Consider the following 20963-nt stretch of genomic DNA (forward strand, 5'->3'; position numbering starts at 1 on the left):
GTACACATCGGGCATGCTGTAGCAGCGGCTTGGACAGACGCTGCGTTCACTCGATTGCCGCGAAACTGGCCATGGATGGCCTCATCTGCGAAAGCCCGGCAAACGCCGCAGTGTCTACCTGGATTCCAACGCCCGAGGAAGCGCAGGCACTTGGAACAAGGCGGTGCAGTCGCGTCACATGGTCCATGTGGCGCATTGCAGGGCTACGAGGACAAGCAACGGCCGTTCCGGGAGCTGTGCAGCTTGTGCGTCGATCCTCAGTAACGCGCAGCGGCTCATGCCAGTGAAAAAAACCGCTCGTGGCGGCCCGTTGAAGGTAACCACCATTCTATGGCCGTGCGATTACATGAGAGATTTTCTCGTTGACGGGGAGCATACGCAACGCGGTGGCGCACCTTGCCCGCGCACGCCAAAGCAAACAACCCCTTGCCCCAAAAACAAAGCCGTCCAGGCTCTCCGCCGGACGGCTTCTTCTCAACGCAGCGCCCGCAGCGCAAAGACTCAAACCACGACAGTCTGCGCTTCGCCTTCGTTGCTTTCGCGCACGGCGCCAATCTTCCAAACCTGCTCGCCTGCGGCGGACAACAACCCAATCGCCTTGTCCGCGTCAGCAGCAGACACGACCACCGCCATGCCGATGCCACAGTTGAACACGCGATGCATCTCGGCATCCGCAACCCCGCCGTGCTTCTGCAGCCACACAAACAGCGGCGGCAGCGGCCATGCGCGGTGATCGAGCTCGGCCGTCAGGCCTTCCTTCAGCACGCGCGGAATGTTTTCCACCAGACCGCCGCCCGTGATGTGCGCCATTCCCTTCACTTCGAGCTGCGCCATCAGCGCGAGCAGCGGCTTCACGTAGATGCGCGTCGGCGCCATCAGCGCGTCGGCGAGCGTGCGGCCGTCGAAGTCGGCGTTCAGATCCGGCTGCGCGCGCTCGATGATCTTGCGCACCAGCGAAAAACCGTTCGAATGAATGCCGCTCGACGCGAGTCCCAGCACGACGTCGCCCGGCACGATCTTGCTGCCGTCGATGATCTTGCTCTTTTCGACCGCGCCGACGGCGAATCCCGCAAGGTCGTATTCGCCGTCCGGATACATGCCCGGCATTTCCGCCGTTTCGCCGCCGATCAGCGCGCAGCCGGCGAATTCGCAGCCCTGCGCGATGCCCTTGACGACGGTCGCCGCCGTGCCGACCTCGAGCTTGCCGCACGCGAAATAATCGAGGAAGAAGAGCGGTTCCGCGCCCTGCACCAGAATGTCGTTGACGCTCATCGCCACCAGATCCTGGCCGACGGTGTCGTGCCGGTTCAGCTGGAACGCGAGCTTCAGCTTCGTGCCGACGCCGTCCGTGCCCGACACGAGCACCGGCTCCTTGTACTTCTTCGGCACCTCGAACAGCGCGCCGAAACCGCCGATGCCGCCCAGCACGCCGTCGCGCAGCGTCTTCTTGGCAAAGGGCTTGATCGCGTCGACGAGGGCATCGCCCGCATCGATGTCCACGCCCGCGTCGCGATACGACAAACCTTGGGCGTCTGAGGCGGATTTCGGTTGATTCATGAGGGGAGAGCGAGAAGGTCGGTAAAATGTGATTTTACCCGATGCCGGCCGTGTGGCTGGAATTTGAGACGCCACCTCCTCCGACGACACGACACCTGGGAAACCCGCTTTGCAGCAAAACAGTCCGATCCTCACGCCGTATCAGCGCCGAGCCTTTATCTGGCTTGCCATTGCGCTAGCCGTCGGCATTCTGCTCTGGCTGTTGAGTCCGGTGCTCACCCCGTTCCTGCTGGGCGCGATCCTCGCTTACATCCTGCAGCCGGGCGTCGCGTGGATGACTCGCCATCGCGTGCCGCGCGGGGTCGCCGCGCTGCTGATGATCCTGTATTTCGTGCTGATCGTCACGGCCTTGGGACTGCTCGTGCTGGGCGTTGTGCAGAAGGAAGTGCCGCAGCTCAAACAGCAGGTGCCCGCGTTCTTCTCACATCTGCACGGCTGGCTGCAGCCGAAGCTCGCGATGCTCGGCCTCGCCGACCCGCTCGATTTCGCCAGCATCCGCGATATGGTGATGAGCCAGCTCGAAGGCAGCGCGCAAACCGTCGCGCTGTATGCGTGGACGTCGATTCGAACCAGCTCGAACGTGATGATCACCGTCGTCGGCAATGTCGTGATGGTGCCGCTCGTGCTGTTCTATCTGCTGTACGACTGGAACTCGATGCTCGCGCGCGTGCGTGGCTTCATCCCGCGCCGCTGGTTCGCGAAGACGATCCACCTCGCGCGCGACATGGATCACATGCTGTCGCAATACCTGCGCGGCCAGGTGCTCGTGATGGCTGTGCTCGCCGTGTTCTACGCGATCGCGCTGTATATCGCCGGGTTCGAGATCGCGTTGCCCGTGGGTATCTTCACGGGGCTCGCGGTGTTCATTCCGTATATCGGATTCGCGACAGGCCTTGCGCTCGCGCTCCTCGCCGCGCTGCTGCAGTTCGGCAACTGGTACGGCTTCGGCGCCGTCGCGGTGATCTACGGTATCGGCCAGATACTCGAAAGCTTCTTCCTGACGCCGCGGCTCGTCGGCGAACGGATCGGCTTGCATCCGCTTGCGGTGATCTTCGCGCTGCTCGCGTTCGGCCAGCTGTTCGGCTTTTTCGGCGTGCTGCTCGCGCTGCCCGTGAGCGCGATCCTCTCGGTCGCGTTTCGCGAGCTGCGGCAGGGCTATCTGTCGAGCTCGCTTTACAGGAACTGATCGCATATTGGGTCTGATTAGGGTTTATTAACGGCTTATCTATCGTGTCGCGCCAACTGACGCTCGATCTCGGCACCCCACCGCCATCGACATTTGACAACTTCTTCGCCGGCGCCAACGCCGAGCTGGTTACGCGTCTGCGCGAACTGGACGCGGCGCTCGCGGCTGGCCCCGTCGCGGACCGCACGTTCTATGTCTGGGGCGAGACGGGCAGCGGCCGCACGCATCTGCTGGAGGCGCTCGTGCATGAAGCGCCGCCGGGACACGCGCGCTTCGCCGGTCCGCAGAGCAGCCTCGCGGCGTTCGCGTTCGATCCCGCCGTCGCGCTGTACGCAATCGACGATTGCGACCGTCTGTCCGGCGCTCAGCAGATCGCGCTCTTCAACCTGTTCAACGAAGTGCGCGCCCATCCGACGAGCGCGCTCGTCGCCACGGGCAACGCCGCGCCGATGGGTCTCGACGTGCGCGAAGACCTGCGCACGCGGCTCGGCTGGGGCCTCGTGTTCCATGTCGCGCCGCTCGCCGACGACGGCAAGGCAGCCGTGCTCAAGCGCGCGGCGCGCGAGCGCGGCATCAATCTCGCCGACGACGTACCCGCCTATCTGCTCACGCATTTCCGCCGCGACATGCCGAGTCTGATGGCGCTGCTCGACGCACTCGACCGCTTTTCGCTCGAACAGAAACGCGCCGTCACGCTGCCGCTGCTGCGCACGATGCTCGCCTCGCCGGACAGTGCCGACGGCCCACGCCGCGCGGCGCTACAAGCCTCGTCATCCGCTTCAAGTAAAATAGTCCCCCATGGCTAACCTCGCTCTCTTCGACCTCGATCACACGCTCATTCCCACCGACAGCGACCACGAATGGGGCCGCTTCATGGTGAAACTCGGCATCGTCGATGCCGAGAGTTTTGCGCGTGAAAACGATCGCTTCTTTGCCGACTACAAGGCCGGCAAGCTGGACATCCACGCGTATCTCGTCGCGATGCTGACGCCGCTTGCAAAGTATCCTCGCTCGCAGCTGAAAGACTGGCACGACCAGTACATGCACGAAGTGATCAAGCCCGCGATCGTTCCCGCCGCGATGGAACTGGTGCGCAAGCACCGCGACGCGGGCGACCTGTGCTGCATGGTCACCGCGACCAACGAGTTCATCACGGCGCCCATCGCTGAAGCATTCGGCGTCGAGAAACTGATCGCGTGCGAAGTGGAGACGATCGACGGCCATCCGGCATCGGCCTACACGGGCCTTCCGAAAGGCACGCCGAGCTACCGCGAAGGCAAGATCGTGCGCACGGAGGAATGGCTCGCGTCGCTGGGCAAGACATGGTCGGACTTCGAGCGCAGCTATTTCTACAGCGATTCGCACAACGACATCCCGCTGCTCGAAAAGGTCACCGACCCGATCGCGACCAACCCAGACGACACGTTGCGCGCCCATGCGCAAAAGCAAGGCTGGCGCATCCTCGAACTCTTTCAACCCTCGTGATCAAGAAACTCATTCGCAAGCTGTTCGGACAGGACGCGGACCCCGCTGACGAGCCCGCGCCGTCCGCCGAAGCCGACGAACACGCGCATGCTGGCCGCTCGACCCATACGCCCACCAAGGGCGCCGCGAGCCGCTCGCGCCGCAAGCCGGCCGCGCCAACCGCCGTGCGCGAGCCCGATGCGCCCGTCATCATCTCTTCCGATATTCACGGCATCGACCCGTCGCTGATTTCCCGCAACGCGATACGCGTCACGGAAGGCCTGCAACAGGCGGGCTTTCGCGCGTTCATCGTGGGCGGAGCAGTGCGCGATCTGCTGCTCGGCATCGCCCCGAAAGACTTCGACGTCGCCACCGACGCCACGCCGGAACAGGTGCAGAAGCTGTTCCGCCGCGCGCGCATCATCGGCCGGCGCTTTCAGATCGTGCATGTGCAGTTCGGCCAGGAGATCATCGAAACATCTACGTTCCGCGCGCTCGTGGATGCACCGCCCGCGCCGCCCGCCGATGCCGCGCCGCCGAAGCGTCTGAAACGCGACGAGCTGGACCGCCGCACACACGCCGTCGATGCAAGCGGCCGCGTGTTGCGCGACAACGTCTGGGGCGAGCAGCACGAGGACGCGACGCGCCGCGACTTCACCGTCAACGCGATGTATTACGACCCCGCCACGCAGACGGTGCTCGACTATCACAATGGGATGGCCGATGTGCGTGCGCGCGTGTTGCGCATGATCGGCGACCCGGCCACGCGCTATCGCGAAGACCCGGTGCGGATGCTGCGGGTCGTGCGCTTCGCCGCGAAGCTTGGCTTCGAAATCGACGAAGCGACGCGCGCGCCGATCACCGAACTCGCCGATCTGATCAACAACGTGCCCGCCGCGCGTCTGTTCGACGAGATGCTCAAGCTGCTGCTGTCGGGCCACGCGCTCGCGTGCCTGCAGCGGCTGCGCAAGGAAGGTTTGCATCACGGCCTGCTGCCGCTGCTCGACGTCGTGCTCGAACAGCCGCACGGCGAGCGCTTCATCACGCTTGCGCTGAGCAATACCGACGCACGCGTGATGGCTGGCAAGCCGGTTTCGCCTGGCTTCCTGTTCGCCACGTTGCTGTGGCACGACGTCCAGCAGCGCTGGCAGCAGTATCAGTCGAATGACGAGTATCCCGTGCCCGCGCTGCATCGCGCGATGGACGACGTGCTCGACATGCAGACCGAAAAGCTTGCGATCCACAAGCGCTTCTCGTCGGACATGCGCGAGATCTGGGGTCTTCAGCATCGCCTCGAAAAGCGCTCGGGCCGCAGCGCGCTGAAGCTGCTGGAACACCAAAGATTTAGAGCGGGGTATGATTTCCTCCTGTTGCGCTGCGAATCGGGCGAACTGGATGAGTCGGTCGGTTCGTGGTGGACGGAGTTCATCGACGCAGACGCCGCCGCGCGCGAAGCACTGCTTTCGCAAGGCGGGAAGGACCGGACGCCCAGAAAACGACGGCGGCGCAGCAGCGGCCGGAACCGCAGCAAACAGGGCGACGGAATGGAGGGCGGCACGGCTTCAGGAAACCGCGCAGCGAACGATGCGAGCCTCGACGGCCCGCATGACGACTGACGCAGTTCCGGCGCGCGCCGCCGAACGCACGTTGCAGGAACTGATGCCATGACGGTTGCCTATCTGGGCCTCGGCGCGAATCTCGGGGACGCGCGCCAGACCCTGAAAGACGCGGTGGTGTGCCTCGCACAACAGCACACCGTCACCGTGCTCGCGAAATCGAGCTTCTATCGAACCGCCCCGATCGACGCGGGCGGCGACGACTATCTGAATCTCGTCGTGAAGCTCGAAACGACGATGCCCGTGCGGCATCTGCTCGCGTTGTGTCACAAGATCGAGCATCAGTTCGGCCGGGAGCGGCCCTTTCGCAACGCTCCGCGCACACTCGACCTCGACATTCTGCTGTACGGCGAACACGCGATCGACGAACCGGACCTGATCGTGCCGCATCCGCGCATGACCGAGCGTGCCTTCGTGCTCGTGCCGCTCGTCGAGATCGAACCCACACTGATCATTCCGCAACGCGGCCGCGCGGATGCGTTCCTCGCCGCTGTCGCGGATCAGCGTATCGAAATGGTGAAGTCATCGTGTCAATGTCCGATGGCGAATGCGGCGGCGCATGTGGAAACAGGCGCTGAACGCGAAGCGCGCGACACCCCCAAGGGCGGTTGCCGATGAATTCGCTGCCGATGACCGCCCCGCCGCTCACCGTCACGGCGCCCGACCTGCGTCCGCCGCACGGCTATCTGACGATCGAAGGGCCGATCGGCGTCGGCAAGACGTCGCTTGCGCGGCGCCTTGCGCAACGCTGGTCGATGCACGAGCTGTTCGAGCGCCCGCAGGAGAATCCGTTTCTCGAACGCTTCTATCGCGACACGTCGCGCCATGCGCTGCCCGCGCAGCTCTCGTTCGCGTTACAGCGCGCGCAGCAGGTTCAGGACATCAACGCGCTGCGCACGGCAGGCACGCCGCTCATCACCGATTTCATGACGCAGAAGAACGACATCTTCGCGCGGCTCACGTTGCACGACGACGAATACCAGTTGTATCGCGCGCTCGCGGCAAAGCTCGATGTGCCCGGGCCGTCGCCCGATCTGATCATCTATTTGCAGGCGAGCCCCGAAGTGCTGTTTTCGCGGATCCAGAAGCGCGCGGTGCCGATGGAGCTGCAGATCTCGGACGCTTACCTGCGCGCGCTATGCGACGCGTACAACGAGTTCTTCTATCACTACGACGGCGCGCCCGTTCTCACCGTCAGCGCCGAACACCTGAATCCGCTCGATTCCGACGCGGACCTTGCTTTGCTCGTCGAACGCATCGAAACGATGCGCGGGCGCAAGGAATTCTTTGTCAAAGGCAGCGCGCTGTAGCGATTGGCTGTAGCGTGCTGCCTCCCTTCCAACGGATTGACTCATGAGCTATTTGCAGGAGACGAGCCGTAGCGCCGTCACGGTCCCGAAACTCCAGGCGATGCGCGAAGCCGGCGAGAAAATCGTGATGCTCACGTGCTACGACGCGAGCTTCGCGGCGCTGCTCGATCGCGCGGGCGTGGACTCGCTGCTGATCGGCGATTCGCTCGGCAACGTGCTGCAAGGCCAGAGCACGACGCTGCCCGTCATGCTCGACGACATCGCCTATCACACCGCCTGTGTCGCGCGCGCGAAGCCGTCGGCGCTGATCGTCGCGGACCTGCCGTTCGGCACCTACGGCACGCCCGCCGATGCGTTCGCGAGTTCCGTCAAGCTGATGCAGGCGGGCGCACAGATGGTGAAGCTCGAAGGCGGCGAATGGCTGGCGGACACGGTGCGCTTTCTCGTCGACCGCTCGGTGCCCGTGTGCGCGCACGTCGGGCTCACGCCGCAATCGGTGCACGCGTTCGGCGGCTTCAAGGTGCAAGGCAAGACGGAAGCGGGCGCGAGCCAGCTGCTGCGGGATTCGCGCGCGATGCAGGACGCAGGCGCGCAACTGCTCGTGATGGAAGCGATGCCGACGCTGCTCGCCGCCGAGGTGACGAAGCAACTGCGCATTCCGACGATAGGCATCGGCGCAGGCGTCGAGTGTTCGGGTCAGGTGCTGGTGCTGCACGACATGCTGGGCATTTTCCCCGGCAAGCGTCCGCGGTTCGTGAAGGATTTCATGCAGGGCCAACCGAGCATCATGGCTGCCGTCGAAGCCTACGTGCGTGCCGTCAAGGACGGCACATTCCCGGGTCCTGAGCACACGTTCTGATCGGGTCTGGCGGCGCTTGATAGCGCCGCTTTTTTTTGGGCCCGGATTAGGATCGACCGGCCGCTTGCGCCGGCATTTCTAAGATCGGTCGGATTCGGTGTGGAATGCGCGTGGCCTATCGCCGTTCTGATTTCAACGCGCGAGACCACGCGCCGACGGAAAAATGACCATGAGCCCCGTCTACGGGATCGACGTCACGAGCATTTGATCATGCGGACCATTCCGACAACTCCGATGCCGCGTTGCATGCGCGCGTCATCGTGTGGATCGGGCGGCTGTTTCACCGGGATCAGGTGTGATGCTGTTTCTCCACGTTGCCGGCTAAAACATTCAAGCAACAATCCGCGCCGGCAACGCCCCGCGCAGCGCATTGCATAGCATCAGCGCTTGCGCGTTCATCAAATCGTCACGCGTCAGCACGCGCTCGCCCGCCTGCATGTCGGGATCGTCGAGCAGCACACTGCGCATCACGCCCGGCAGCACACCCGACGACAACGGCGGTGTCCACCATCGGCCATCCAGCAGCACGAAAACGTTTGATCTGCCGCCCTCGGTCAACTCGCCGCGATCATTGAAGAACAATGTGTCGAACGCGTCGTGCGTTTCGGCCTCGCGCCAGCCTCGGTCGTATTCCGCGCGGCGCGTCGTCTTGTGCCGCAGCAGCGGATCGCCTGCCTGCATCGTCGCGAAACCATGATCCGGGCCCAGCAGCACGCCGACGACGTCCTCCGTCAGCGGGACGAGCGGCGCAGAAGTGATTTCCACCGCGCCGCTCTTGTCCAGCGTGAGCCGCATCCGGTGCGGCACCTGCGTGCGCAGCGCGGCACATTGCGCGACCAGTTGCTCGCGCACGCCGTCCAGGTCGAGTGCGAAGCCCAGCCAGCGCGCACTGTGTCCAAGCCTCGTGAGATGAAGATCGAGGTGCCGCACGCCGTCTTCACGCGCCGCGTACATCGTTTCGAATAGCTGGAAACCCGGGTCGGCTTCCGTCAGGAAACGTGCTTTCAATTTGCACTCCGCGTATTCGTCTTGCGCCACGCTGTCGAGCACGATGCCCGCACCGATGCCCATTTCTCCGCGCCGCGCTCCGTCCTGAGTCTGGGCACCGAGCGTCAGCGTGCGGATCGCCACCGACAGACAGAAATCACCGCACTGCTTGCCGACCGCCTCGCCGAGATCCGGTTGCGTGTCGAGCCAGCCGATCGCGCCCGTGTACAAGCCGCGCGGCGTGGATTCCAGTTGCTCGATCAGCTGCATCGTCTTGTGCTTGGGCGCGCCCGTGATCGAGCCACACGGAAACAGCGCGCGCAGCACATCGGCGAACGACGTGCGCGCCCGCAACGTCGCCGTCACCGTCGACGTCATCTGCCACACCGACTGATACGGCTCGATCGAGAAAAGCGCCGGCGTCTTGACGGTGCCCGTCTCGGCGATCCGCGAGAGATCGTTGCGCAGCAAATCGACGATCATCACGTTTTCCGCGCGGTTCTTCGGATCGCCGGCGAGGAAATCCGCTGCCGCGCGGTCTTGCGCCGCATCCGACGCGCGCGGCGCGGTGCCCTTCATGGGGCGCGTGCGCAACGCGGAACCCTTCTTCTCGACGAACAGCTCCGGCGAACACGACACGACCCAACGGTCGTCGGGCAACGCGATCAGCGCGCCATAATGTACCGACTGCCGCGCGCGCAGCCGCCTGTACAACGCGACGGGTGTGCCGAATACGTCGAAGTTCAGCCGATAAGTGTAGTTGATCTGGTAGGAGTCGCCGGCACGCAAGGCCTCGTGGATCGCGCCGATGGCCTGCGTGAATTGCGCCTCGTCGACGCTCGCCCGGACCCCGCCAATGCCCGCCACGGAAGGCTCGACGGCTGCGCTGTCGTTAAGCGCAAGCCAGGCGTCGACCCTATCGCGCGACATTTTCCGGCACTCGTCGAACAATAAAAAACGCAGCGTGCCATTGGCGCGCTGCGTCTTCTGCTGCAGGGCCTGTCCAAACTCGTAGTCGGCCAGCACGACCGCGAACAGCCCGCTTTCGACATCCGCCGACGCCGCGTCGCAGACGGCATCCAGCTGAGCACGGTCGCTACAGACGTGCTCGTGCCGAAAGCCCGTGTAAAGCCGGCTCGACGGCCGACTTGCCGTCGAGTCGCAGTCGTCCAGCAACGCGAACACGGTACCTGTTTCGTGAGCCGCCATGCATACCGCCAACTTCAGAGCGCGTTAATCGAAAAAGCTCTTGACGCGGTCAAACCAGCTCTTGCTCTGCGGGCTATGACGCGCGCCACCTTCGACCAGCGACTTTTCGAACTGCTGCAGCAACTCCCGCTGCGACTCCGTGAGCTTGACGGGCGTTTCCACCTGCACATGCACGTACAGATCGCCCGCGATGCTCGAACGCAGACCCTTGATGCCCTTGCCGCGCAGACGGAACGTCTTGCCCGACTGCGTGCCTTCCGGCACCGTGAAGGTCGCTCGTCCGGCGAGCGTCGGCACTTCGATCTCACCGCCCAATGCCGCCTTCGTGAACGGGATCGGCATCTGGCAATGCAGGTCGTCGCCGTCGCGCTCGAAGACGGGGTGCGCCTTGATGTGGATCTCGACGTACAGGTCACCCGACGGACCGCCGTTGATGCCCGGCTCGCCGTTGCCGGCCGAACGGATGCGCATGCCGTCGTCGATGCCTGCCGGAATCTTCACTTCCAGCGTCTTGGTTTCCTTGGTCTTGCCTGCGCCGTGGCAGTGCGTGCAGGGCTCAGGAATATAGGTGCCCGTGCCGTGGCACTTGGGACACGTCTGCTGGATGCTGAAAAAGCCCTGCGACATCCGCACCGCGCCCGAGCCGTTACACGTCGGGCAGGTTTCCGGCTTCGTGCCCGGCTTCGCGCCCGAGCCGTGGCAGACCTCGCACGACACCCAGCTCGGCACGCGAATCTGCGTGTCATAGCCGTGCGCGGCCTGCTCGAGCGTGATTTCCATGCTGTAGCGCAGGTCGGCGCCGCGGTACACCTGCGGCCCGCCGCGGCCACCGCGACCACCACCCGCCGCCTGGCCGAAAATGTCGCCGAAAATATCGCCGAACGCGTCGGCAAAACCACCGAAACCCTGTGCGCCTGCGCCCGCCATGTTCGGATCGACGCCCGCGTGGCCGTACTGGTCATACGCTGCACGCTTCTGCGAGTCCGAGAGCATCTCGTAGGCCTCTTTCGCCTCCTTGAAATGCTCTTCCGCATCCTTGTTGCCCGGATTGCGGTCAGGGTGGTACTTCATCGCGAGCTTGCGATAAGCCTTCTTGATCTCGTCGTCGCTCGCGTTCTTTGCGAGGCCCAGAACGTCGTAGTAATCCCGTTTCGCCATATCGGTTCAACGCCATCCACGCAACGCGGCGCGGCAGCTCCTCTTGAATGCTGGAGTCTCGCGACTCGTAAGGCTCGGGCCTTACCCGTAATTACGGGTCAAAAGCCGCGCCCTCCATAAAACAAATGTGCCCGGAGAGCCGAACGGCTCGCCAGGCGCGGATTGGTTCGAACGCTCAGACATCGTCAGGCGCCCAACCTCAATCAGCCGGGCTGCGCATTATTGCGATGCGCAGCCTTGCGGTCAAACTGCAACCCGGCTTAGTCCTTCTTCACTTCCTTGAACTCGGCATCGACGACGTCGTCGGCCTGCTGCTGGCTCGCGCCACCCGCCGCCTCGGCGCCCGCTGCGCCCGCCGCACCTGCCGCGCCCGCTGCACCTTGCGCCTGCATGTCGGCGTACATCTTTTCGCCGAGTTTCTGCGACGCCGTCGCAACCGTCTCGATCTTCGCTTCGATTGCGGCCTTGTCGCTCGAGCTGTTCTTCAGCGTCTCTTCGAGGTCCTTCAGCGCGGCTTCGATCTTTTCCTTCTCGCCCGCGTCCAGCTTGTCGCCGTACTCGGTGAGCGCCTTCTTCGTGCTGTGGACCAGCGCGTCGCCCTGGTTGCGGGCATCCGCCAGTTCACGCAGCTTGTGATCTTCTTCCGCGTTCGCTTCCGCGTCCTTCACCATCTTTTCGATCTCGGCTTCGGACAGACCCGAATTCGCCTTGATCGTGATGCGGTTTTCCTTGCCCGTCGCCTTGTCCTTCGCGCCGACGTGCAGAATGCCGTTCGCGTCGATGTCGAAGGTCACTTCGATCTGCGGCACGCCGCGCGGTGCGGGCGGGATGCCTTCCAGGTTGAACTCGCCCAGCAACTTGTTGCCCGCCGCCATTTCGCGCTCGCCCTGGAACACCTTGATCGTCACGGCCGACTGGTTGTCGTCCGCCGTCGAATACACCTGAGCGTGCTTCGTCGGGATCGTGGTGTTCTTGTTGATCATCTTCGTCATCACGCCGCCGAGCGTTTCGATGCCCAGCGACAGCGGCGTCACGTCCAGCAGCAGCACGTCCTTGCGATCGCCCGACAGCACCTGGCCCTGGATCGCCGCGCCGACAGCAACGGCTTCGTCCGGGTTCACGTCACGACGCGGTTCCTTGCCAAAGAACTCCTTGACCTTCTCCTGCACCTTCGGCATACGCGTCTGGCCGCCGACGAGAATCACGTCGTCGATCTCGCCGACCTTCACGCCTGCGTCCTTGATCGCGATACGGCACGGTTCAATCGTGCGCTCGATCAGATCTTCGACCAGCGCTTCCAGCTTGGCACGCGTGATCTTCAGGTTCAGGTGCTTCGGACCCGATGCGTCCGCGGTGATGTACGGCAGGTTGATTTCCGTCTGCTGACCCGACGACAGTTCGATCTTCGCCTTTTCGGCCGCTTCCTTCAGGCGCTGCAGCGCGAGCACGTCTTTCGACAGATCGACGCCCTGCTCCTTCTTGAACTCGCCGATGATGTAGTCGATGATGCGCTGGTCGAAGTCTTCACCGCCAAGGAACGTGTCGCCGTTCGTCGACAGCACTTCGAACTGCTTTTCGCCGTCCACGTCCGCGATTTCGATGATCGAAATGTCAAACGTGCCGCCGCCCAGGTCGAACACCGCGATCTTGCGGTCGCCCTTTTCGGCCTTGTCCAGACCGAACGCGAGCGCAGCCGCCGTCGGTTCGTTGATGATCCGCTTGACTTCCAGACCGGCGATGCGGCCCGCGTCCTTCGTGGCTTGGCGCTGGCTGTCGTTGAAGTACGCCGGCACCGTGATCACGGCTTCCGTGACGGGCTCGCCAAGGTAGTCTTCAGCCGTCTTCTTCATCTTGCGCAGCACTTCCGCGGACACCTGCGACGGCGCGAGCTTTTGCCCGTGCGCTTCGACCCAGGCGTCGCCGTTATCGTGCTTGACGATCTTGTACGGCATCAGGCCGATGTCCTTCTGCACTTCCTTTTCTTCGAAGCGGCGGCCGATCAGGCGCTTGACCGCGTACAGCGTGTTCTTCGGGTTGGTGACCGACTGACGCTTGGCAGGTGCGCCGACGAGCACTTCGTTGTCGTCCATATAGGCGATGATCGACGGCGTGGTGCGAGCACCTTCCGAGTTCTCGATCACCTTGACCTGGTTGCCTTCCATCAGCGCCACGCACGAGTTGGTGGTGCCGAGGTCGATGCCGATGATTTTGCCCATTTTTACTAATCTCCTGACTTTGATCGCTGCGGGCATCGCTGGCTGGCCCATCCGGCCACCGGGCGCCCCGCCCTGAATTTCATCCTGCACTCAACATAAGTGCGCCCGCATCGTTTTCAAGACCCCAAATGCGATGCGGTCATTAAATTTTTTCAATCGACCCAGCGACGCCTACGCCGACCGTCCTATCCCGGGCGTGCCCGCGCCGGCCGCGCGGATTTTCTCACGAGCCGCGGCAACGGCCGCTTCGAATTGCGCGAGGCCATGCCAGCCGGTCGCCCGCCCGAGCCGCTTGCCCCGGTGGAAGAAGAACCACGTCGGTACGCCGTGCAGCACGAAGCGCCGGCCGAGATCGCGATGCTCGTAGACGTTGCTATGGAACCAGCGCAGGCCGAGCGCGCGAATCGCGTCCGGCTGCGCGAGCATCGCCTTTTTCGCGATCTCGCAGTTGAAGCAGTCGAGTCCCCAGAAAAACACCACGGCCAACTCGTCGCCAGCCGACTGCAAGGCGGCGTCGAACGAATCAGCGGTGAGCTCCTGCATGTCGAACACCGCGAACGCGGTGCCGTCGACGGGGATGCCGGCCATGTCCGTACAGGCTCGCGCTTACTTGGGCGCCGCGACCGTGACGAGCGCCGGGCGCAGAACGCGATCGGCGATCACGTAGCCCTTTTGCAGCACGGCGACCACGGTGTTCGGCTCCTGATCGGCCGGCACCATCGAAATAGCCTGATGGCGGTGCGGGTCGAACTTCTCGCCGACTGGGTTGAGCGCGACAACTTTGCCCTTCTCCAGCGCGCCCGTCAGCTGCCGCAGCGTCAACTCGACGCCCTCGCGCACCTTGGCCAGATCGTCGCTCGAGTGCGTAACAGCTGCCTCGAGGCTGTCGACGACGGGCAGCAGATGCTCGGCAAAGCTCTCGATCGCGAATTTGTGCGCCTTCGCGACGTCTTCCTGGCCGCGGCGGCGAACATTCTCTGTCTCGGCTTTGGCGCGCAGGAAGCTCTCCTGTAATTCGGCCACCTTCGCCTGAGCCTCGGCCAATGCGGCTTCGACGCCGGCCGGCGCAGCTTGCGCCTGCGCAGGCTCTGCTGCGGCCGCTTCGGGCTGCTGCCCCTGAGCCTGCGGCTCGCCAGATGCGGCCTCTGCGGCCTGGCGCGCGGCTTCGTCGGCGGGCGTGGGGTTCTGGCTCGTCGGTTTCTCTTGCGTGTTTTCCATGTCGCTGAATTCAAAAAATGAAGGCCAAAAAACGGTGGCAGTGTAATGCGAATCGCCCGATAGGCGTTGTGCCTTTACAACATGCCAGCCGCGCATCAACGGAGCAAATAAGGATGCGTACGCTGTATTTCAAGGCACCCGCCGATGCTTTTTGCACCTCGCGGACGCCTCGAAATGCGTCGTGACATGCATTTCGAGTTCGCCATCATATTGAGATTGAGCGCGCTTCTCGGCTGACCTAAACTCTAATCAAGCGTTCGAAAAGGCACGTTAACCCTAACCTGACGCCCAGCTTACCATCGGCTGAATCGCCCGTTTCCGCTTGTAATCTCCAAGGGAGTACCGTGAAACTGACCTTCGCAATATCGGTGGTCGCATTGGTACTCATCGCGGGCACCACGACCATCTGCATGTCCGGGGTAGTCAACGAACACACGACCGAATACGGCGGCGTTCACGCGACGATCGAGCAGCTGTTCAACCCCTACTGGAAATTTTGTCAATAATCCGTCTGTCGCGCTTGGTGGGCCGTCCGTGCAGTTCAGCGGCCGGCTCCCGATACGTCTTGCGCCGCTCGTGCTCCAGCTGGCGCTTGCGCTTGCTCTCTTCGGTTTCCGCATAAAGCGTCTGTGCGACGCTCGCCGGGCCACGCACATCGCACACGCCGAGCACCTCGACCTGCCACACGATCCCCTCGATGTCGATCTCGACCAGATCGCTGACCCGCACGTCCTTGGCCGGCTTGACGGCCGCGCCGCCGATCCGCACCCGGCCTTTGTCGACGGCATCCGCTGCCAGTGAACGCGTCTTGAAGAAACGCGCCGCCCATAGCCATTTATCGATGCGCAAACGCGCGCCGGGTTCCGTAGAAATTTTGTAGTTCATCAGTCCTTCTTCAAGCGCCCAGGGCGCAAGTGATGCAGGAAGCGACGGGAAACGTCAGCCGTCACACGGATGCAGATTGCATGCCGGAAGCCGCCGTCATTCAAGCCACCGATGCGCTCTGCGGCGCGTTGGCCTGAACAGGCCAACCCTGCAGATGCTGCGCGACGATTTCGCCAAGCGCCGCAATCCAGGCGGGCGACGCGTTCAGACAAGGAATCGCGTGAAAAACTTTCCCGCCTGCGTGAATAAATTCGTCACGCACTTCCATGCCGATTTCTTCGATCGTCTCCAGACAATCCGCTGTGAAGCCCGGACAGAATACGTCCGCGCGCTGCACGCCTGCCGCGCCGAGTTCCTTGAGCGTCGGCGCCGTATAAGGCTGCAGCCATTCCGCCTTGCCGAAACGCGACTGGAACGTCACGCGGCATTCGACGGGCGTGAGCCCGAGCGCGTGCATCAATAGCGATGCCGTCTGCTGACATTGATCGTGATAGGGATCGCCCAGGTCGAGAGTGCGCTTGGGTACGCCGTGAAAGCTCAGCACGAGTTTGTCGCCCGCCGCGAAATCCGGACGGCCATGCGCATGCCAGTAGTGATTCACCTGCGCCCCCAGCGCCGCAATATAGGCAGGATGATCGGCGTACTGGCGCACCGTGCGAATTTCCGGCTGGTTGCGCATCCGCTTGAGCGCGGCGAAAGCGTCGTCGAACGCCGTCGCCGTCGTCGACGACGAATACTGCGGGTACATCGGCATCAGCAGGATGCGCTCGGCGCCCGCCAGCTTCAATTGGTTGAGCATGGCGGGAATGCCAGGTGTGCCGTAGCGCATCGCGTAGTCGACGATCACTGCGTAATCGTTCACCTGCAGCAGATGCCGCAGCCCTTCCACCTGCTTTTCCGTATGCACGCGCAACGGCGACCCCTCTGGCATCCACACGGCCGCGTATTTTTTCGCCGACGCCGCGCCGCGAAACGGCAGGATCAACAGGCGCAGGATGATTTGCCATAGCAACGACGGAATCTCGACGACGCGCGGATCGGACAGAAACTGCGCCAGATAACGCCGCACGGCGCGAGGCGTCGGCGCATCGGGCGTGCCGAGGTTGATCAGCAGCACGGCGACGCGATGTGCCACAGCAGACTGCGAGGGCCGCTCGAGGTCGAAGCGCATAGGTAACTGAGAAGAGCCGCGCAAGGCACGGCGCGCATTGGGTTGACGGCCATTATAGCGGCGCGGTCTGCCGCCGATACCTGGCCGTTCGGCCAATTGGCAAGGCGAAAAACGCCGCGCATGATGGACACCGTCGGCGCACGTGCGACGCGGCATCCCGGCCTTACTGCTGGCTGAGCGTCATCGAAAGCAGGCGCGCCGTGATATCGACAATGGGAATCACGCGGTTGTAGGCCATGCGCGTCGGTCCGATCACGCCGAGCGTGCCGACGATCTTGCCGTTCACTTCGTACGGCGCAGTCACCACGCTCATTTCCTCGATGGGGACGAGGTTCGACTCGCCGCCAATGAAAATCTGCACCCCTTGCGCGTGACTCGACACGTCCAGTAACTGAAGGAGACTCGTCTTTTGGTCGAAAACATCGAACAGCTTGCGCAGCCGCGCCATGTCCGACGAAAGGTCGGCGACTTCGAGCAGATTGCGCTCGCCGGAAATCAGCACGGTTTCGCCCGTATTCGTGATGTCCGTGCTCGCGGTCACGGCGGCGTGCATCAGCGACGTCATGTCGCCGCGCAGTTCGTCGATTTCTTCCCGCAGCCGCCGGCGCACCTCGTCGAACGACAGGCCCGCGAAGTGCGCGTTGATGTAGTTGGAGGCCTCGGTGAGTTGCGACGGCGTGAAATCGCGCTGCGTCGCCATGATCCGGTTCTGCACGTCGCCTTCCGGCGTCACGATGATCAGCAAAATGCGCTTATCGGACAGGCGCAGGAACTCGATCTGCTTGAACACGTGGCTACGGCGCGGCGTCAGAATCACGCCCGCGAACTGCGACAGATTGGACAGCACGCTCGCCGCCGCCGCGACCACCTTCTGCGGCTCGCCCGGCTGCAGCGTGGTCTTCACCGCGCGCATCACAGCGTCCTCGTCGGCGGCGGGTTCGACCGTCAGCATCGTGTCGACGAACAGCCGGTAGCCGCGCGGCGTGGGAATGCGCCCCGCCGACGTATGCGGACTGATGACGAGCCCCAGCTCCTCCAGATCGGACATCACGTTGCGGATCGTCGCCGGGCTGAGTTCGAGTCCGGAGTACCGCGACAGCGTGCGCGAGCCGACCGGCTGACCTTCGGCGATATACCGCTCGATCAGCGTTTTCAGGAGGGTTTGTGCGCGAGGATCTAGCATGGCGAAAAATTTTAGCGTAACCATCACACGGCGGCGAACGCTCGGCGGCACGCGGCGCATCGAACCCGCAGCCGCCGGAATTGCCGTGCGCGGCACCCCGCCCGCGCACGAGCCGCATCGCATTTGTCTATGCAGTCGTCACGTCTGTCATGAGGACTTCACCATTCTAACGATAATCGGCCAAAGGCTGGACGGCGTCACGCAGGCGCCGGGCGTTCGCCCGGGCGGCATGGCCGCCGCGGTGGACGGTTCTTTTCAGGTCGCACCTATGGTGTAATGCCGGCATGCAAGCTAACAGCCAGTTCAAGACCGTTGCGCTCGTCGGGCGCAGCCACACGCCGGGCATCGTGGAGCCGCTGACCGCGCTCGCCACGTGCCTAGCGACGCTCGGCTACGAGGTCGCGTTCGAGGCGGAGACGGCACAGGAGATCGGCGTCACGCAATGGACCGCGTTGCGCCCCGCCGAGATCGGCGCGCGCGCGGACGTCGCGATCGTGCTCGGCGGCGACGGCACGATGCTCGGCATCGGCCGCCAACTGGCGCCGTACAAGACGCCGCTGATCGGCATCAACCACGGGCGGCTCGGCTTCATTACCGACATTCCGTTCTCCGACATGCGCGAGATCATTCCGCAGATGCTCTCGGGCAGCTTCGAGCGGGAAGAGCGCACGCTGCTCGAATCGCGGATCATGCGCGACGGCCAGCCGATCTACCACGCGCTCGCGTTCAACGACGTCGTCGTGAACCGCTCGGGCTTTTCGGGCATGGCGGAACTGCGCGTGTCGGTGGATGGGCGCTTTATGTACAACCAGCGTTCGGACGGCCTGATCGTCGCGACGCCAACGGGCTCGACGGCTTACGCGCTGTCGTCGCAAGGGCCGATCCTGCATCCGCAACTGCAGGGCCTCGTGCTCGTGCCGATCGCGCCGCACGCACTGTCGAACCGGCCCATCGTGCTGCCCGACGATTCGAAGGTCAGCATCCAGATCATCGCGGGCCGCGACGTCAACGTGAACTTCGACATGCAGTCGTTCACCGCACTCGAACTAAACGATACGATCGACGTGCGCCGCTCGCGCCATACGGTGCCGTTCCTGCATCCCGTCGGCTACAGCTACTACGCGACGCTGCGCAAGAAGCTGCACTGGAACGAGTACCCTTCGCACGAAGACGATCCCGACGACTGAGCGCGCGAGCGCTGACTGCCGCGATAACCCGGCCGCAACGCCGTACCCACAAGCCAACCCACGCCAGCCACGCCAGACAGACGAGCCATGCTCCGCCACCTCTCGATACGCGACTTCGTCATCGTCGCCGCGCTCGACCTCGAATTCGACAGCGGCTTTACAGTCTTCTCCGGCGAAACGGGTGCCGGCAAATCCATTCTCATCGACGCGCTCGCACTGGCGCTCGGCGCGCGCGCCGATGCGAGCGTCGTGCGCACCGGGGAAGCGCGAGCGGACATCACAGCCGAGTTCGAGACGCACGCGCTCGTCGACGCATGGCTGAACGAGCAGGCGCTCGCGACCGACGAAACCGAACACGGCAGTACGGTGATGCTGCGCCGCGTGGTCGATACGAACGGCCGCTCGCGCGCGTTCATCAACGGCACGCCGGCAACCCTCACGCAATTGCGTGAAGTCGGCGAGATGCTCGTCGACATTCACGGTCAGCACGCGCATCAACTGCTGATGCGGCCCGACGCGCAGCGCGAGCTGTTCGACACGCACGCCGGACTGCTCGACACGACTGCCGCCGTCACGCGTGCGTGGCGCGCGTGGCGCGACGCGTCCCAGGCCGTCGAAACCGCGCAGAGCAAAGACCGCGAACTGCAACTGGAACGCGAGCGGCTCGCATGGCAGCTCGCGGAACTGGACAAGCTCTCGCCGCAGCCCGGCGAGTGGGAGGAGATCAACACCGAGCACCGGCGGCTGTCGCACTCGGCGAACCTGATCGACGGCGTGCAGGGCGCGCTGTCCGCGCTGTCCGAATCGGACGAGGCGATGCTCGGCCATCTGTCCACTATCGTCTCGAAACTGCGCGATCTCGCCGAAATCGATCCCGCGCTCAACGACGCCCTTGCCGCGCTGGAGCCCGCCGAGATCCAGTTGCAGGAAGCCGTGTATTCATTGAGCCACTATGCGCAGCGGCTCGAGCTCGATCCCGATCGGCTCGCCCAGGTCGAAAAGCGCCTCGACGCGCTGCATTCGGCCGCGCGCAAATTTCGCCTGCAACCGGAAACGCTGCCGCAAGAGCATCAGGAGCGCCGCGAGCAACTCGCGAAGCTCGACGCCGCCGCCGACCTCGACGCGCTACGCGCGGCCGAAGCCAAAGCGAAGGACGCCTACGCCGCCGAAGCGAAGGTGCTGTCGAAGGCGCGCGCGAAGGCCGCAAAGGCGCTCGGCGCGGCGGTGACGACGGGCATGCAGGAACTGTCGATGGCGGGCGGCAGCTTCGAAGTCGCGCTCGTGCCGCTGCCCGAAGGCGGCGCGCATGGGATGGAGCAGATCGAATTCCGCGTCGCCGGTCATGCCGGCGTGCCGCTGCGGCCGCTCGCGAAAGTGGCCTCGGGCGGCGAACTCGCGCGTATCAGCCTCGCGCTCGCGGTGATCGCGAGCGCGGCAAGCCCCACGCCGACGCTGATTTTCGACGAAGTGGACACGGGTATCGGCGGCGGTGTCGCGGAGGTGGTCGGGCGTCTGCTGCATCAGCTCGGCGAGCATCGCCAGGTGCTGTGCGTGACGCACCTGCCGCAAGTCGCGGCGCGCGGCGATCATCACTTTCAGGTCGCGAAAAGCGGCAACGGCAAGGGCGGCACGATCAGCACGGTCACGTCGCTGGACAAGGCGCGCCGCATCGAAGAAGTCGCGCGCATGCTCGGCGGCCTCGAAATCACACCCACCACACGCAAGCACGCAAAGGAAATGCTGACGACGGTGTGAGC

At 64.0% G+C, this 20963-nt stretch carries 20 protein-coding genes; 11 read left to right on the plus strand and 9 right to left on the minus strand.

All coding sequences use genetic code 11. The annotated features are described in order from the left end of the window. Positions 1 to 501: 501 nt before the first annotated feature. Positions 502 to 1557, minus strand: a complete 1056-nt coding sequence (purM, locus tag J8I87_RS15090) for a phosphoribosylformylglycinamidine cyclo-ligase (RefSeq protein ID WP_209932254.1) — start codon at positions 1555 to 1557, stop codon at positions 502 to 504. 109 nt (positions 1558 to 1666) lie between these two features. Between purM and J8I87_RS15095 the strand changes: the two genes are divergently transcribed. Genes J8I87_RS15095 through panB form a run of 7 tightly spaced genes read left to right on the plus strand, consistent with a single transcriptional unit; the run spans position 1667 to position 7992 of the window. Next, positions 1667 to 2743 carry an AI-2E family transporter gene (locus J8I87_RS15095; RefSeq protein ID WP_209932255.1) on the plus strand — a complete coding sequence of 359 codons (1077 nt, stop codon included), beginning with the start codon at positions 1667 to 1669 and terminating at the stop codon, positions 2741 to 2743. 44 nt (positions 2744 to 2787) lie between these two features. Continuing rightward, positions 2788 to 3549: a DnaA regulatory inactivator Hda gene (gene hda / locus J8I87_RS15100; protein ID WP_209932256.1), complete on the plus strand. Its 762-nt coding sequence runs from the start codon at positions 2788 to 2790 to the stop codon at positions 3547 to 3549. Next, entirely contained in the window at positions 3542 to 4228 is a 687-nt protein-coding gene (locus tag J8I87_RS15105) for an HAD family phosphatase (RefSeq protein WP_209932257.1), read from the plus strand. The genes hda and J8I87_RS15105 overlap by 8 nt, the downstream gene beginning before the upstream one ends. Beyond that, entirely contained in the window at positions 4225 to 5823 is a 1599-nt protein-coding gene (gene pcnB, locus J8I87_RS15110) for a polynucleotide adenylyltransferase PcnB (RefSeq protein WP_209932258.1), read from the plus strand. The genes J8I87_RS15105 and pcnB overlap by 4 nt, the downstream gene beginning before the upstream one ends. 48 nt (positions 5824 to 5871) lie before the next feature. Next, positions 5872 to 6441 carry a 2-amino-4-hydroxy-6-hydroxymethyldihydropteridine diphosphokinase gene (gene folK, locus J8I87_RS15115; RefSeq protein ID WP_209932259.1) on the plus strand — a complete coding sequence of 190 codons (570 nt, stop codon included), beginning with the start codon at positions 5872 to 5874 and terminating at the stop codon, positions 6439 to 6441. Positions 6442 to 6452: 11 nt separating this feature from the next. Next, positions 6453 to 7133: a deoxynucleoside kinase gene (locus J8I87_RS15120; RefSeq protein ID WP_209932324.1), complete on the plus strand. Its 681-nt coding sequence runs from the start codon at positions 6453 to 6455 to the stop codon at positions 7131 to 7133. A 43-nt stretch (positions 7134 to 7176) separates the two neighbouring features. Further along, entirely contained in the window at positions 7177 to 7992 is an 816-nt protein-coding gene (panB, locus tag J8I87_RS15125; protein ID WP_209932260.1) for a 3-methyl-2-oxobutanoate hydroxymethyltransferase, read from the plus strand. A 330-nt stretch (positions 7993 to 8322) separates the two neighbouring features. Here the strand turns inward: panB and pabB are convergent, their stop codons facing one another. The 5 genes from pabB to grpE form a co-directional block, all read right to left on the minus strand. After that, a complete protein-coding gene (gene pabB / locus J8I87_RS15130; protein WP_209932261.1) occupies positions 8323 to 10188 on the minus strand; it encodes an aminodeoxychorismate synthase component I in 1866 nt (621 codons plus the stop codon). 24 nt (positions 10189 to 10212) lie between these two features. After that, complete coding sequence (gene dnaJ / locus J8I87_RS15135) at positions 10213 to 11346, minus strand: molecular chaperone DnaJ (RefSeq protein WP_209932262.1); 1134 nt, start codon at positions 11344 to 11346, stop codon at positions 10213 to 10215. A gap of 260 nt (positions 11347 to 11606) precedes the next feature. Then, positions 11607 to 13562 carry a molecular chaperone DnaK gene (gene dnaK / locus J8I87_RS15140; RefSeq protein ID WP_209932263.1) on the minus strand — a complete coding sequence of 652 codons (1956 nt, stop codon included), beginning with the start codon at positions 13560 to 13562 and terminating at the stop codon, positions 11607 to 11609. A gap of 171 nt (positions 13563 to 13733) precedes the next feature. Beyond that, entirely contained in the window at positions 13734 to 14150 is a 417-nt protein-coding gene (locus J8I87_RS15145; RefSeq protein ID WP_209932264.1) for a thioredoxin family protein, read from the minus strand. An 18-nt stretch (positions 14151 to 14168) separates the two neighbouring features. Beyond that, on the minus strand, positions 14169 to 14780 hold the full coding sequence (grpE, locus tag J8I87_RS15150; protein ID WP_209932325.1) for a nucleotide exchange factor GrpE: 612 nt from the start codon (positions 14778 to 14780) through the stop codon (positions 14169 to 14171). A 344-nt stretch (positions 14781 to 15124) separates the two neighbouring features. Between grpE and J8I87_RS15155 the strand changes: the two genes are divergently transcribed. Continuing rightward, the gene (locus J8I87_RS15155) at positions 15125 to 15286 is read left to right on the plus strand and encodes a hypothetical protein (RefSeq protein WP_209932265.1); all 162 of its coding nucleotides are present in this window, start codon (positions 15125 to 15127) and stop codon (positions 15284 to 15286) included. Here the strand turns inward: J8I87_RS15155 and J8I87_RS15160 are convergent. From J8I87_RS15160 to hrcA, 3 genes are all read right to left on the minus strand, one after another. Continuing rightward, on the minus strand, positions 15258 to 15665 hold the full coding sequence (locus tag J8I87_RS15160) for an RNA-binding S4 domain-containing protein (protein ID WP_209932266.1): 408 nt from the start codon (positions 15663 to 15665) through the stop codon (positions 15258 to 15260). The two genes, J8I87_RS15155 and J8I87_RS15160, sit on opposite strands and share 29 nt — an antisense overlap. Before the next feature lie 100 nt (positions 15666 to 15765). Then, on the minus strand, positions 15766 to 16836 hold the full coding sequence (gene hemH / locus J8I87_RS15165) for a ferrochelatase (protein ID WP_209932267.1): 1071 nt from the start codon (positions 16834 to 16836) through the stop codon (positions 15766 to 15768). Between the two features lie 163 nt (positions 16837 to 16999). Next, positions 17000 to 18019: a heat-inducible transcriptional repressor HrcA gene (gene hrcA / locus J8I87_RS15170; protein ID WP_209932268.1), complete on the minus strand. Its 1020-nt coding sequence runs from the start codon at positions 18017 to 18019 to the stop codon at positions 17000 to 17002. Here hrcA and J8I87_RS15175 point away from each other — a divergent pair. The 3 genes from J8I87_RS15175 (at position 18018) to recN (ending at position 20961) form a co-directional block, all read left to right on the plus strand. Next, positions 18018 to 18296, plus strand: coding sequence for a hypothetical protein (locus J8I87_RS15175; RefSeq protein WP_209932269.1), 279 nt, complete (start codon positions 18018 to 18020; stop codon positions 18294 to 18296). The two genes, hrcA and J8I87_RS15175, sit on opposite strands and share 2 nt — an antisense overlap. A gap of 7 nt (positions 18297 to 18303) precedes the next feature. Beyond that, entirely contained in the window at positions 18304 to 19206 is a 903-nt protein-coding gene (locus tag J8I87_RS15180; protein WP_209932270.1) for an NAD kinase, read from the plus strand. An 87-nt stretch (positions 19207 to 19293) separates the two neighbouring features. Continuing rightward, a complete protein-coding gene (recN, locus tag J8I87_RS15185; RefSeq protein WP_209932271.1) occupies positions 19294 to 20961 on the plus strand; it encodes a DNA repair protein RecN in 1668 nt (555 codons plus the stop codon). Positions 20962 to 20963 lie beyond the last annotated feature (2 nt).

The organism is Paraburkholderia sp. LEh10 (assembly GCF_017814945.1).
Lineage (GTDB): Bacteria > Pseudomonadota > Gammaproteobacteria > Burkholderiales > Burkholderiaceae > Paraburkholderia.